Annotated in this window: 11 protein-coding genes; 2 read left to right on the forward strand and 9 right to left on the reverse strand. The window is 27.9% G+C overall.

Translation table 11 applies throughout. The features are described 5' to 3' along the window. Positions 1-115: 115 nt before the first annotated feature. The 6 genes from Q3287_RS11485 to yfmF all read right to left on the reverse strand — a co-directional run bounded on the left by Q3287_RS11485 (position 116) and on the right by yfmF (position 7,580). Complete coding sequence (locus Q3287_RS11485) at positions 116-2,095, reverse strand: stage V sporulation protein D (RefSeq protein ID WP_054277280.1); 1,980 nt, start codon at positions 2,093-2,095, stop codon at positions 116-118. An 11-nt stretch (positions 2,096-2,106) separates the two neighbouring features. Further along, a complete protein-coding gene (locus Q3287_RS11490) occupies positions 2,107-2,454 on the reverse strand; it encodes a hypothetical protein (protein WP_054271226.1) in 348 nt (115 codons plus the stop codon). Positions 2,455-2,932: 478 nt separating this feature from the next. After that, positions 2,933-3,868 carry a 16S rRNA (cytosine(1402)-N(4))-methyltransferase RsmH gene (gene rsmH / locus Q3287_RS11495; RefSeq protein WP_054271227.1) on the reverse strand — a complete coding sequence of 312 codons (936 nt, stop codon included), beginning with the start codon at positions 3,866-3,868 and terminating at the stop codon, positions 2,933-2,935. 32 nt (positions 3,869-3,900) lie between these two features. Continuing rightward, positions 3,901-4,644 carry a prolipoprotein diacylglyceryl transferase gene (gene lgt, locus Q3287_RS11500; protein ID WP_407964109.1) on the reverse strand — a complete coding sequence of 248 codons (744 nt, stop codon included), beginning with the start codon at positions 4,642-4,644 and terminating at the stop codon, positions 3,901-3,903. Positions 4,645-5,013: 369 nt separating this feature from the next. Continuing rightward, the gene (gene yfmH, locus Q3287_RS11505; protein WP_054277282.1) at positions 5,014-6,300 is read right to left on the reverse strand and encodes an EF-P 5-aminopentanol modification-associated protein YfmH; all 1,287 of its coding nucleotides are present in this window, start codon (positions 6,298-6,300) and stop codon (positions 5,014-5,016) included. Positions 6,301-6,314: 14 nt separating this feature from the next. Continuing rightward, positions 6,315-7,580 (reverse strand): EF-P 5-aminopentanol modification-associated protein YfmF, encoded by a 1,266-nt coding sequence (yfmF, locus tag Q3287_RS11510; RefSeq protein WP_407964110.1) that lies wholly within the window; start codon positions 7,578-7,580, stop codon positions 6,315-6,317. Between the two features lie 315 nt (positions 7,581-7,895). Between yfmF and ychF the strand changes: the two genes are divergently transcribed. Continuing rightward, positions 7,896-8,993 carry a redox-regulated ATPase YchF gene (ychF, locus tag Q3287_RS11515; protein WP_054271231.1) on the forward strand — a complete coding sequence of 366 codons (1,098 nt, stop codon included), beginning with the start codon at positions 7,896-7,898 and terminating at the stop codon, positions 8,991-8,993. Between the two features lie 270 nt (positions 8,994-9,263). Here the strand turns inward: ychF and Q3287_RS11520 are convergent, their stop codons facing one another. The 3 genes from Q3287_RS11520 to Q3287_RS11530 form a co-directional block, all read right to left on the reverse strand. Then, positions 9,264-10,301, reverse strand: a complete 1,038-nt coding sequence (locus tag Q3287_RS11520) for an N-acetyltransferase family protein (RefSeq protein ID WP_407964111.1) — start codon at positions 10,299-10,301, stop codon at positions 9,264-9,266. Between the two features lie 224 nt (positions 10,302-10,525). Then, on the reverse strand, positions 10,526-12,805 hold the full coding sequence (locus Q3287_RS11525) for an EAL domain-containing protein (protein ID WP_407964112.1): 2,280 nt from the start codon (positions 12,803-12,805) through the stop codon (positions 10,526-10,528). A gap of 274 nt (positions 12,806-13,079) precedes the next feature. Then, the gene (locus tag Q3287_RS11530) at positions 13,080-14,534 is read right to left on the reverse strand and encodes a UDP-N-acetylmuramoyl-L-alanyl-D-glutamate--2,6-diaminopimelate ligase (RefSeq protein ID WP_407811923.1); all 1,455 of its coding nucleotides are present in this window, start codon (positions 14,532-14,534) and stop codon (positions 13,080-13,082) included. 163 nt (positions 14,535-14,697) lie between these two features. Here Q3287_RS11530 and Q3287_RS11535 point away from each other — a divergent pair, with 163 nt between their 5' ends. Beyond that, the gene (locus tag Q3287_RS11535; protein WP_407811922.1) at positions 14,698-15,567 is read left to right on the forward strand and encodes an AraC family transcriptional regulator; all 870 of its coding nucleotides are present in this window, start codon (positions 14,698-14,700) and stop codon (positions 15,565-15,567) included. Positions 15,568-15,618: the final 51 nt, after the last annotated feature.

Raw genomic sequence — 15,618 nt, forward strand, 5'->3', positions numbered from 1 at the left:
CAATGTATACCGTTATATATACATTGCCTACGATAACTCTTAACTTTATAATTATATACTATATTTCTGTTTTTTTGAAGATGTTTATGGGTATATGTTAATTATCTGTTACTTTTTACTTCTCAAAATATAGTGTTATACTTGAATCCTCATTAACTTTTACTCCAGGTTTTGGGAATATATCTTTTACCTTTGTATTCTCTGGAAGCTCTATATCTGTATCTAAATCTGGTTTTAACTTAGCATCTTCTAAAGCCTTCACAGCATCACCAATTTTTAGATTTCTTACATCTGGCACTTGAACCTGTTTCTTTTCATATTCAGCTTTCTCTTCTTCTTTATATACAGGTTTAACTCCTAAATATTTTAATGAATCGTTCATTATTTCTTTTACTATTGGCCCTGCTGTAGTACTACCAAATGCACTCACTCCTGTTGGCTCATCAACAATAGCAAGAACTACAATTTGTGGGTCATCACAAGGTGCTATTCCAACAAATGAACATATATATTTTCCCTGTGCATACTTACCATCTATAACTTTTTGAGCTGTACCAGTTTTTCCACCAAGTCTGTATCCTGGTATATACGCTATCTTTCCTCCACCTTCACTTACAACTGACTCTGCAATTTCTAACATTTTCTTAGATGTCTCTTTAGATATAACACTTCTTACTTTTTTTGGCTTTACTGTTTCAGTTATATTACCTTTATTATCAGTATAAGATTTTACAACTCTTGGTTGCATTAAATCTCCACCATTTGCTATTGATGATATAGCTGTTATAAGTTGTATTGGTGTCACTGATATAGATTGACCAAACGATATTGTAGCCAATTCAACTGGACCTACATTTTTCTCATTATACAGTATTCCTTTAGCTTCTCCTGGTAAATCGATACCAGTCTTATCCATAAGACCAAAAGATTCTATATAATCATACATTTTTCCAACACCCAATCTACTTCCTAACTCAACAAATACAGGGTTACAAGAGTTTTGTACTGCTTGTTTAAACTCCTGTGTTCCATGAGGTCTATAGTGTCTCCAACATTTAATCTTTCTTCCTCCAACAGTTACACTACCTGTACATGTGAATTTCTCACCATCTTTAATCACTCCTTCTTCAAGTGCACTAGAAGATGTGATAAGTTTAAATGTAGAACCTGGCTCATATGTATCACTTACTGCTGGATTTCTCCACATTTGATAATAACCTTTTATTTTCTCTTTATCATTATATTTTTCAAGTTCTTCTTGATAATATGGATATATTGGTGTTCTCGAATCATTAGGGTCGTAGTCTGGTTTTGACGCTAAAGCAAGTATGTCACCAGTTTTAGGATTCATAGCTATTGCAGTAACCTTTTTTGCATTATTTATCTCATAAGCTTTTTGTACTGCTTTTTCAGTATAGTGTTGAATTACCTCGTCTATAGATAAAACAAGTCCATTCCCTTGAACAGGTTCATAATACTTTTCCATTCCTTGTGGTATTTCTCTTCCTGAAGCATCAGTACTCACTATCAATTTCCCAGGCTTTCCTTTTAATTTTTTATCATATTGCATCTCTATACCAGATATACCTGTTGCATCTGAAGAAGTATGTCCTAGTACATATGGTGCAAAGTTTCCATATGGATAATATCTTTGATTATCTTCTGCTACCCATATTCCACCCAGTTTAGCATCTCTTATTTGGCTTGCCTTATCATCATCTATCCATCTTTTGACTTTTACAAGAGCCATATTTTTTTTGCTTATTAAAGCGTAAATGTCTTTATAATCTTCATCTAAAATGTCAGCTACCTTTTGTGCTGCTTCCTTTTTATCCTCTACTTCTACAGGTTTGCACCAGACAGTATACTTAGTTACACTTACTGCTAACTCTTTCATATTTCTATCATATATAGTTCCTCTTTTAGGTTCTATTGGTATATCTCTTGTTTGTTGTTCTAATGCTTTTGTACTTAACCAGTTACCTTTCATAAGTTGTAGGTATCCAGTCCTAATAACAAGGCAAAAAAACAATGCACATGCTAGAATAAGAACGAGTACCAGTCTTTTTTTACTTATCCTCTTTACTTTTCTCAAATCTATTCCCCCTAGTTATCCACATCTATATACTTTATTTGTCCATCTTTTGGATAGTCCATATTGAGCAATTCTTTTGCCTTTAGCTCAATTTCTTTTATCGATGTTTTTTCAGTTTCTTTTGCCTTTAGTTCTTCTAGTACTATCTCTTTTTTTCTTAAATCTTTTTGTAAATAATAAATGTCATACTTCATTTCTGAGATTTTTGAATAACCACATAGATTCAATATTATTACTGTAAAGGTTGCAATCAATAAAATACATTTAGCCCCTATTTTTTTATTATTTCTCTTTTTATAATTATTCTTTTTCTTATTTTTATATTCATTTAGATTATGTATTTTATAATTTTTTTTCAAATTATCACCCCGATAATATAGATTTTAAATTTTCCTCTATACTATATTTGTTATTAATCATATCTCTTCCTCTAAAATTCCATCGCTAAATTAATACACTAATACACAATCTAATTGTACTTTTTTCTATACACAACAAAATAACCTATAAATTCACTTATACTCTTATATTGAATCTATAGGTTATTTACTAATTTTTATTTATTTTTATTACTTATACTATATTCAGATAATCTTTTCCATAAGTACAATATGTAACTAGTTTATCTATTTTTTATTAATAATCTCTTCATTATATTATATATCTCCATATTTTTATATCTCAATCTTAATCACTTATATCAATAACAGAAATATGCCTTATAATATCAATTATTTCACAATTACCTTCTAATACTACACAATTTATCATACTTTTTAATTGCTTATAATAGCTCTTCTTTACATAAACTTACTTTTTAATCCTAAATTGTATAAGTTATATTTTTTCTGCTACTCTTAACTTAGCACTTCTTGAACGTGGATTTACTTCTATTTCTTCATCACTAGGTAATATTGGTTTTCTAGTTATTATTTTTACCTCAGATTCTTTGTCACACTGACATATAGGTAAATGTTGTGGACATATACAATCTGATGCTAGATATTTAAATGCATTCTTTACTATTCTATCTTCTAATGAATGAAATGTTATTATACATATTCTTCCACCTTCATTCATTATAGAAGAAGCATCATTTATCATCTTCGTAATTACTCCAAGTTCATTATTTACTTCTATTCGTATAGCCTGAAAAGTTCTTTTAGCTGGATGAGGTCCATCTATTCTAGCTTTTTTAGGAATAGCTTTTTTAATTACGTCTACCAATTCACCTGTAGTTTCTATTGATTTATTTGCTCTTTCTTCAACTATAAATTTAGCTATACGTTTAGCCCAGTTGTCTTCTCCATAATCTTTTATTATCTTAGCAAGTTCATCTTCTGTATAAGTATTTACAACATCATATGCAGAAAACTCACATCTAACATCCATCCTCATATCAAGTGGTGCATCTTGCATATAAGAAAAACCTCTGTCTGCTTCATCAAGTTGATGAGATGATACTCCTAAATCTGCCAACACGCCATCAATCTTGTAAACTCCTATTTTTTCTAATTCCTCTTTTATATTTTCAAAGTTGCTATGAACAAACTTTACTCTATCTTTATATTCGCTCAATCTCTCTCTTGCTGTGTTTATAGCATTTTTATCTTGGTCAAAGCCTATAAATAATCCCTTATCTGATAGTTTTTTTACTATCTCTCTAGAATGACCTGCTCCTCCCATAGTACAATCTACATACACTCCATCTGGCTTTATCTTTAAATTTTCTATACACTCATTTAAAAGAACTGATACATGATGAAATTCCATAGTTACCTCCCTTAAATTCACTATTTAAACTATTATTCACTAATATTTTTTTTATTTTTATTTGATAAATAAATATGTGCAATTATACCACCAATCACTCCAACTAGGCTTATAACTTGTGCCATTCTAAGTGGTCCTAACATTAAGCTATCAGTTCTTAATCCCTCTATAAAAAACCTTCCTATTGAATATAAAGTTATATAAGTAACTATAACTTGACCTTCATACTTTTTATTTTTTCTAAACAGCAATAAAACTATAAATATACCAAAATCCCATATAGATTCATATAGAAAAGTTGGATGTACCTTTACTCCATCTACCATTATTCCCCAAGGTAAATTAGTAACACCTCCATGTGCTTCTCCATTAATAAAATTTCCCCATCTCCCTATAGCTTGTGCTAAAGGCATTCCAAGTATAACTGTATCAGACATTTTTAAGAAGTTAATGTTTTTAACTTTAGTGTATATATATCCAGCTAATATTCCACCAATTAAACCTCCATGTATAGCAAGTCCACCACCTCTAAAATTAAAGACTTGAGATATATTTTGAGCATAATAACTCCAATTAAATACTACATAATAGATTCTTGCACAGATTAGTCCTGCTGGAATTGCTATTATAGCTATATTTAATACATCATCTTCTTTAATTCCTACTCTTTTTGACTCTTTTATTGCAATTAAAGTTCCTAGAATCATTCCACATGCCATAAGTATTCCATACCACATTATGTCTATTCCAAATAGTGTAAATGCCACTCTATCCATAACTCCACCTCTTCGTATTAATTAAAAATATTTCCAAAGCAATATACTTATCTTTACAATTAATTGTAATTATACTAAATTATGATAACATATTAATGTTAATTCTACAAAAAATATTAAAACTAATTCTACAAATACTCATAATATATTACATATATTATACCAATATGATTACTATAAAATTCTTTAAAATCAAAGAGATTGGCACATTTATGCACCAACCTCTTATACATTTTTATATACTATTCTTAAATTTTTCAACTTAATTTACATAAATATATTTTATAAATTTATTTCTTATTTAAACAAGATAAGTATTCAAACTCACAATTTAGTATTTATCTAGTTATTCTTATTATAATTAAAGCTCTATTTAGGTTCTACAATAGAAATAACACAATACTCTTCTTTAAAGTGTTCTTTTAATCTTTCTTCTACTTCATCAAAAGTAATGTCTTTAACAACATCTAGATAATCTAATATATTTATATCCTTAAATACATAAGATATAAAACTGTTTGCTATAAAATTTATTGAATCAAAGTACTTAATAAATGAACCAATCTTCTTCTTTTTAGTTCTTTCAAATTCTTCTTTAGATAAACCTTCTTTTTTTGAGTTTTCTATATACTCAATAATTATATCTTTTACTTTTTTAGGTTCCTTAGAATCTCCAGCTATTATACTAAAAGCATAATCTACTTGAGATGAAAATCCTGCTCCAAAATTTTCATTTATTAATCCTTGCATATACAAATCTTCATAAAGTTTACTTCCTTTTTTAAATAACATACCTACAAGTATATCAGTTACAATCTCTTTACGTAGAAGTTCTTTTCCTTTTAAACCAACATTACTATCCTTAAAACCTATATTAAACATAGGCATAGATATAGGGAATTTTTCTATGACTTCTTTTTCTTTTACACTTTTAGGTTCTTCTGGATAAAATCTCTCTATACTCTTAGAAAGTTTATCTACATCATAGTTATTTGCTTTTTTAGTTACATCTACAACTTTTTCTACATCCAAATCACCAATAACGAATAAAGCCATATTTCCTGGATTATAGAAAGTATTGTAGCATTTATATAGTTCTTCTTTAGTTATCTTATATATACTATCTACTGTACCTGCTATATCAATTCTAGCAGGATAATTTACATACATTGCCTTCAAGCAATTAAAGTATACATTCCAATCAGGGTCATCATTGTACATTTTTATTTCTTGTGCTATTATACCTTTTTCTTTTTCAACATTTTCATCTGTAAAATAAGGTGTTTGGACATAATCAATTAAATGTTCTAAACTCTCATAAAAATTTTCAGTAGCAGAAAATAAGTATGCTGTCATTGTGAAATTAGTAAATGCATTTGCACTTACTCCTAATTTAGAAAATTTATCAAATGCATCCCCTCCATCAGGTTGTTCAAACATCTTATGCTCTAAAAAGTGTGCTATACCTTCATTTACTCTAATTTTTTTATCTTCTCCAATTGGTATAAATTCCAAATCATTTGAACCATAATTAGTGGCCAAAATAGCATATTTTTTAGTAAAGCCTCTTTTAGGCATAAAGTATACATCTAGCCCATTTTGCAATTTTTCATAATAAACTTCTTCTCTCAATATATCATTAACTATTTTTTCCATAGACATTTCCTCCATTAATTTCTTAAAAAGTATACAGTATCAAGCTCTATGCCTTTTATAGCCTCGACTATATCCTTTTTAGTAACTTTTTCTATACTAGATATTATGTCTTCTACTTCAGAATTTGTCTTTGACATAGACTGAGAAAAAGCAAAATCAGACATCCCACCTATATTATCTGTTATAGATTTCATAGAGTTAACTAAAGCAAGTTTGCTATTTTCTAATTCTTCATCAGATATATCTCCTGCTTTTATACTTTCTACTTGTTCTTTTATCAACTTCACAGCTTTATCATAATCTTTAGTTTCTATACCAGAAGATATGAACATAATACTTTTATACTTTTCTATTGAAGAAAATACATAATAACATAAGCTTTCTTTTTCTCTTACATTCACAAATAATTTAGAATGAGGTCCGCCACCTAATACATTGCTTCCTACAACAAGAGCATAATATTTATCTGTATCTGCATAATCAACATTTGCTCTGTAACCCATAACAAGTTTACCTTGAGTTATTTCCATTTGTTCATCTACATTTTTTACTTCATCTACATTTTTTATAAAATCAGCTCTTGGTATATCTATAATATCTTCTCTTTCAAATTTTAGATTCTTACTTATTATATCTACAACCTTATCTTCATCAAAATCACCTTCCACAACTATATCTATTGGTGATGTTTTAAGTATATTTTTATAATGTTCATATAAATCTTTTGAAGTTATACTATCTATTTCATCTTCATAACCAAATTCACTTATACTGTATCTTTCACCTTTACACATAGCTTCAATACATTTATCTTGTGCATACTCTTTTTTATCATTTATTACTGATTGTATTTTTTCTCTTAAATTTTCTTTTTCAATATTTAAATATTCTTCTTTAAATCCACCATCTACAACAAGAGTGTTATTTATCACTTCATTAAAAAATTCCACCACTTCTTCAAATATACTCTCATCTAAATATTTTTCACTTATATTAATTATTTTGAAACTCAATACTTGTCTCTCTCCACGCTTTACAGCATCAGCTCCCATAGATGAACCATATAAATCATCTAGCTTATTAGATATTGCTCTTGCACTAGGATATTTTTCACTTCCACTTGCTATTATTGCTGGAATTAGAGCATTTTTTGTAGTTTCTTTTTCATCAAGGATTCTTTGAACATACAAACTTATAAGATTTGATTTAAACTTCTCTGTTTTTATCAAAGTAAGATTAATATTATTACCTAAATTTATTATTTTCTTAGTATTAACCATATGTACCTCCTATTTTTATTTAAACATCAATTTTTAAATTGAAATTTATTTATTTTCTAATTATATATACTAACATATAACAACCTTCTATTTAATTATATCCTTTTTATTATTTTCTAAAAGCAATATTTTTATTTAAATTAAATTCAAATATTATTTAAATCAATCTGCTTTAAAGTCTAGTTTACAAGCTTAATATATATGATGTATAATCAATATGTATGTCTATAATTAAAACAATTTTGCAATCCTATAGATTGATTGTTTAAAGTTATATAAAGAATATAAAAAAGAATAAGAGAGAGGACGATTAATATGAAATTAGGTATAGTTGGTTTACCAAATGTAGGTAAAAGCACACTATTTAACGCAATAACTCAAGCAGGTGCAGAATCTGCAAATTACCCTTTTTGTACAATAGACCCAAATGTTGGAGTTGTATCTGTTCCAGATGAAAGATTGAACAAACTACAAGAATTATATAATTCTGAAAAAATAGTCCCTACTGCTATAGAATTTTGTGATATAGCTGGTTTAGTTAGAGGTGCTTCTAAGGGAGAAGGTTTAGGAAATAAATTTTTATCACATATAAGAGAAGTTGATGCAATAGTCCATGTTGTTAGATGCTTTGAAGATGAAAATGTTATACATGTAGATGGTTCTGTAGACCCACTTCGTGATATAGAGACTATAAACTTAGAATTAATTTTCTCTGATATAGAAATTCTTGAAAGAAGAATCCATAAAACTCAAAAGGCTGCTAAAGCAGATAAGACTTTAGGCTCTGAACTTGATTTACTAAAATCAATCATGTCTACTTTAGAGGAAAGTAAGTGTGTAAGAACTATGCAATTTACAGAAGATGAACAGGTATTCGTAAATTCATTAGATTTACTTACATCTAAACCTGTAATATACGCTTCAAATGTATCAGAAGATGATTTGGCTGATAATGGGGAAAATAATAAGTATGTTCAACAAGTTAAAGCATTTGCCGAAACAGAAGATGCTGAAGTTGTTGTTGTATGTGCACAAATAGAAGCAGAAATTTCTGAACTTGATTCTCCTGAAGAAAAGAAAGAATTTTTAGAGACATTAGGTCTTGAACAATCAGGACTTGACAAACTTATAAAATCTTCTTATGCTTTACTTGGTTTAATTTCATTCTTAACTGCTGGTCCAAAAGAAGTTAGAGCATGGACTATAAAGGTTGGAAGTAAGGCACCTCAAGCAGGAGGAAAAATACATTCTGATATAGAAAGAGGATTTATAAGAGCTGAAACAATAGCTTTTAATGATTTAGTTGAGCATGGTACTATGGCTGCTGCTAAGGAAAAAGGATTAGTTAAATTAGAAGGTAAGGAATACATAGTTAAAGATGGAGATGTTATATTATTTAGATTTAATGTTTAAAATTATTAACTTTGTAGACTTTGGCTATTGTAAGTACTATGATTAGGATATTATAGTTATAATAATGAAATTTTTTATTATCTTATAATAATTATATAGATTCTTTGCAAAAAAGAGAGTTATTCCAAATGATTTCTAATAATCACAATGAAAAACTCTCTTTTTTGTATGATAAAATCTAATCTATTACATATAACAATTAAATTTATAAGTTACTTTTTGTTTTTTAATAAGACTTTAGCCTCAAATCTTGGTTATAAAATTATATTTCTAAAATAGATTTAATACACCTATAGAAATTACTACTGTTGCTACTGAAAGTATTTTACTATAATCCCAAATACGCCTTCCACCAAAACATTCAAATGGATAAAAAGGTATACTATGTAAAATCAACAAAGTCTTTCCAAGTGAAACTATGTATTCACTAAATTCTGATTTTCCTACAACTGCTATCCATAAAACAAAACACAATAATCCTAACCATTCAAATAATCCTTCAATAGCCATGTTGCGTCTAAAGCTAGCAGTTGATTTGTAGTCTTTTGGATAAAATCTACCTATCATTGGCCATATACCACCTAATACTGTCACCAATAATGATATAAACAATCCACCTCGTGTAACAGTAAATATCCATTTCTCGGGTAAAATTAAGGTTGCAAACATTCCACTAATTAAGGAAATAATCAACAAAGAAAAAAATGCACCTACCATGACGCTACAATCAATTAAATTATTATCAAACACTAAAATAGGAAACAATATCAATAAGTTCAAAATTATGTAAGTTCCTAATTGTCGAATTGATGAATTGCTTTTTTGTGCTGAAGTACTCCATAGATGAAACCCAGAGGCAATAAAAAGCGTGCTGTGTATCCATAATTGTACAGTCCCAATTAGCCCATAATTTTGTAACATCTGTGTAAAACTCATAATATTATATCCATTATTTTCAAAAAGCTTCCATGATGCAACATTATCATCTTTTACAGTGGCAGTTACTGTTTTGCAACCCTGCTCTTTTAAAAACATAGTTACCTTTTTATAAAGCTTACTTCCTATTCCTTTACCCTCATAACCTTTTTTTACATAGGCTGTTTCTAAGTAACCAATCTTTTGACTATTTTTTGCATGAAAAATTCTATAAGAAGCCATCCCAACAATATGTCCATCCACTATAGCAAGAAAAGCATCTTTTGGTTTCTTGAATGCCAGGCCTTCAACCAATCCAAAGCTTGATTTACCAAGTTCCCACACAAACCTTCTTTCATCAGCTTCCATTTCTCTAATTATTATATTATCCAAATTTATCCTCCCGATTTTTCAAATAACTTTTAATATACTTAACTGCATAAACCATACTATCAAACTGTTTATATCAGAATATTTCATATATTTCTTTTAAAATATCATCTAATTCCTATAACAATTTAGATTCTTGTAATAGTGTATTTTTATATAAAAAAAGTGAGCATTGATTAAACAAGGTTCACTTTTTATAAATTTTTATGTTATGTTTTATAATTTATTTAATTTGTTTCTTTTCCTTTTACAATATATCTATCTAAAATTAGTTTTTCATATTTTTCGATTGGCATTGGTCTAGCAAATAAAAAGCCTTGAGCCATATCACAACCTATAACTCTTAAAAATTCAGCTTGCTCCAATGTCTCGACTCCTTCTGAAACAACTTTTATATCAAGCTGCTTTGCCATTTGAACAATACTTGAAACTACAATTTGACTTTTTTTCATATCTCCTACTGTTATAAAAAATTCCCTATCTAATTTTAATACATCAATTGGCATATCTTTAAGCATATTCAAGGAAGAATAACCTGAACCGAAATCATCCATAGAAATTTTGAATCCAACAGACTTTAAATCCTGCATTATTTTAAACAATATTTTTGTATTATCAAAAATTGCACTTTCTGTCAGCTCAATTTCAATTAAATCTGGTTCAATCCCATATTCTTTTGTTATATTTTCAAGCTCAAATATAAAATCTGGGTTCTCAAGATGCACCCTTGATAAATTTATTGATATAGGAAATGTAGGAAAACTTTCATTTTCCCAACGTTTAAAATTTTTACAAACTTGAGTAAATACAAACATATCTAATTCTGTTATGAAACCATTCTTCTCAAAAATAGGAATAAACACACCTGGACTTATTAATCCTTTTTTAGGATGCTGCCAACGTACAAGAGCTTCAGCACCTACAATTTTAGCAGTTGATAATTCAATTTTAGGTTGTAAATAAACTTTAAATTGTTCATTTTTTAAAGCATCATGCATTTCTTGTTCAATATCACGTTCTTCTATGAGAGTCTCTTTTAAATTTTCAGCATAAATTTCATAAACTTTTAAATATTTTCTTTTTACTGTCGTTTTTGCAATCATAGCTTTATCAAGACAGGTAGAAATATTTGTTTCTCCCTCTTCAACAAAGTATACTCCTATCGATGGAATTAAATTTAGCTCTACTCCTAGACTAGTTTTTATCATTGACATTTTTTTACGTATAAGTTCACATATTCCAATAACTGATTCTCTATTGTTTTTCTTTTCAAATATTATTGCAAAATTATCATTTGAAATTCTTGAAAATACAGATTGCTCTTTAAACATACTCTTAATTATCTCTGCTATTTCTTTTAATACTCTATCTCCTTCTTCATATCCAAACCTATCATTTACTAGCTTAAACTTATCCACATCAAAATAAATTAAAACTAGATTCTTCTTCTCATGAGATGATAAAAATTTGCCACCCTCAAGATTAAATTTATTTGAATTTCCGATACCTGTAACGTTGTCCTTAAAAGCAAAATCTTCTAATTTTTCCTTACTCTTTTTTTGTATAAACAATATGTAAATTGTTAATGCAGTAAATATTATAATCAAAACTACACATGCTGATAATGTAAGCTTTACAATAGCATATGACTTCTCAGATACAGCAGTTTTAGGTACTTCAGAAAAAAGATACCAATCATTGATTCCTATTGGTGCATAACTCAAATAATATCCTCTTCCAGACATATTATAACTCAATGAACCAGACTTAAAATTTTTTATGTTTGACTTCATGTTATTAAGAGTAGGCTTTGATAAGGCATCACTTTTACCAATATAAGTAAATAAATTTTCCTTATTAGTGTTAGCATTTTTACTACTTGGATTTAAAACAATATCTCCATTACTCTTAGCTATATAAGAATATCCTCTTCCATTAAAGGTTTGCACAGAAAGAATCTTTTCATACAACTTGGTGTTATGTGTGGCAAATATGACCCCTTTAACCTCATTACCTTTATAAATTGGTACAGAATATACATTAATGTCGCTATTAACATTTTCATTATCTTTTATTACATCTTTTAATTTGCCTGTTATGGCCACTTCTCCCTGCATTGATTTCAAGAAATAATCCCTTTTCGAGAAATCTTCTATATGACCATCCGTAGTATATGCTGTGCCATTTGGTAAAATAACCCCCATTCTTTTGAATGAGCTATTGACAGCTTCTCTTTTAAGTATCGAAAGGATATTATCTACTTCAAAAGACCCCTCTCCTTCAACAAATATTGAAATTGATTGTAATAACTTTATATCTCCATTAATTTGTTTTCTCAACACATTGACGCTTTGATTTGCTATTTCTGAAAGATATTGATTCGTTTCTTCACCTAATGTCTTATTCAACCTTGAACCATAAATCAAACAGGAAATTGTAATTACTAAGATACTTATTACGGCAATTATGGACAAACCATGCCTATTATTTTTTGCATCACTTAACATTATGCTTCCTGCCTTTCTAGAATCTCTATATATAATTATTATTTTATGTCAATTACTGTAAGCATTTTATAATGATACTTATTTTTCCATATTTACTGTAATTATACAAAATTATAAACTTTATTACAATAATAAATTAATTAATGTAGATATTAGAACTCCTATTATTGTATTACTTATTTTACAATAATTTCCATATACAAAATAAAAATGTAATATCAAAATAGATTTTGATATTACATTTTTAGATGTCTTGTTTTATTAGATTCTCATATTACATTTTACTTAAACATTCATTTGCAACTTCTTTATCATCAAAATGATGCTTAACTTTACCTATAATTTGATAAGTCTCATGTCCCTTACCTGTTATTATAACAACATCATTTTTCTTTGCCATACTTATAGCTTCTGCTATAGCTTGTTTTCTATCCGAAACAACATGATAATTTTCTTTTTTCTTATCAATTCCTTCAAGTATATCTTTTATTATTGCTTCTGGTTCTTCAGTTCTTGGATTATCAGAAGTTATAATACATAAATCAGAATACTTTTGTCCAATAGCTCCCATTAAAGGTCTCTTTTCAGTATCTCTATCTCCACCACATCCAAACACAGAAATTATTTTTCCTTCTGCAAATTGTTGAGTTGTTTTCAATACATTTTCAAGTGCATCAGGGGTATGAGCATAATCTACAATTACACTGATTCCCTTATCATTTGGAACTGTTTCAAACCTTCCTGATACTCCATTAGAAAGTCTAAGACCTTCTTTATACACTGGCTTAGGTATGCCAAGTACATAGCAAGCAGCTATAACTGCCAATGTATTATATACTGTAAACATCCCTGGAACAGGTATAAATATAACTTCTTCATAAGAAGGTGTTATCAACCTATAAGATACTCCATCCGAATCTGATTTTATATCTCTAGCCATAAAATCAGCTTTAGTATCAACACCATAAGTGTAACAAGGTACATTTAAATCTTTTATATTTTCGTATATCTTTTTTCCACCTTCATCATCTATATTTATTATATTTGCCATAGTAGTCTTAAAAAACAACTTTTCTTTGGCTTTTCTATAGTCCTCTAAGTCTTTATGAAAGTCTAAATGGTCTGGTGTTAAATTTGTAAATATGCCCACCTTGAAGTCTGTCTCATCAACTCTATTTAATGCCAATGAGTGTGATGAAACTTCCATCGCACAGTAATCACATCCATTATCTAACATATTATTAAAATGATATTGTAAATCTATACTTTCTGGAGTCGTTGAACTAGAAACAATGTCTTTTTCACCATCAAAAATTTTTATAGTTCCTATAAGACCAACTTTATTTTTATTTAAAGTTAATATCTCATTTAATATAGTAGTTATACTAGTTTTTCCATTAGTACCTGTAACTCCTATAACATTAAATTTCTGAGATGGATGATTGAAAAAATTGTCAGCTATCTTTGCCATATCTTTTCTTGTATCTTTTACCTTTATAAATGTATATCCTTTTATTTCTACATCTTCTTCAACAATAAAGGCTTTTGCTCCCTTTTCTATAGCATCTTTTATATACTTATGACCATCTGACACAAATCCTTTTATGCATACAAATAATGTACCTTCTGTAACCTTTCTTGAATCATATTGTACATTATTAATATCTATATTTAATTCACCTTTGACATTGACTATATCCAAACCTTGTATAATATCATTTAATTTCATAAATGCTTTCCTCCCTTTAAACTCTTTCTGCTAAAATTACACTACATATAATATTATATTAAGAATTTTTTACTATGTGAATGGTTAAAAATGCTTGAAATATTGCAAAAAATGCTCTATAATTTTTTATAATATAACTCAAGAAAGGTCTCATATAAAAGCTATGGATAAAAAAATTGGGTACTTAAATGATAATTTTAAAATATTTAATATTAGAGACAAAAAAGATATAAAATTTGAATACCATAATCATGATTTTAATAAGATAATTATATTTATAGATGGAAATGTCACTTATTTTGTTGAAGGAATTCCCTATAAACTAAAACCTTGGGATATACTTTTTATCAGTAATAATGAAATCCATAAACCAGTTATAGATTCAGATGTATTTTATGAGAGAATTGCAATATGGATTAGTCCAGAATTTATGAAAAAAAATAGTAATATTACTAGTGACTTAGAAAAATGTTTTAAAATAGCCACAGAAAATAAATGTAATAGATTACGTTTAAATATACATGATATTCAATCCATTAAGACTTTTATTGAACAAATAAGTATTTCTGAATCTAACAATGAATTTGGAAATGAACTATTGAGAAATACATTGTTTATACAACTTATGATATTCTTAAATAGAATTTTCTTAAAAAGTGAAAATACAGAATCAACAGAAGATGTTTTTTATGATGAAACTATAAAAAAAATATTAAACTATATAAATTCAAATATAGATAATAAGCTTTCCATAGATAGCATATCATCTGAATTTTTTATAAGTAAATATTATCTTATGAGAAAGTTTAAGTCTTATACTGGGACATCCATACACAATTATATAGTCCAGAAAAGATTAATTTTGGCAAAATCATTAATAATTAATGGTAATCTTATGAGCGAAGTTTGTAGTAAATGTGGATTCAACGATTATTCTAGTTTTGTAAGAGCATTTAAAAAGTACTATGGGGTATCTCCTAAAAATTATATAAACAATAAAAGTCCTTTAGATATTACTCTTTTAGATGAGTAAATTATTTGTTATAAATGTTGTCTTAATAAACACATGAGATATTAGTCTATT

Origin of the sequence: Clostridioides sp. GD02404, assembly GCF_045898275.1 — a bacterium.
Classification (GTDB): domain Bacteria; phylum Bacillota; class Clostridia; order Peptostreptococcales; family Peptostreptococcaceae; genus Clostridioides; species Clostridioides difficile_A.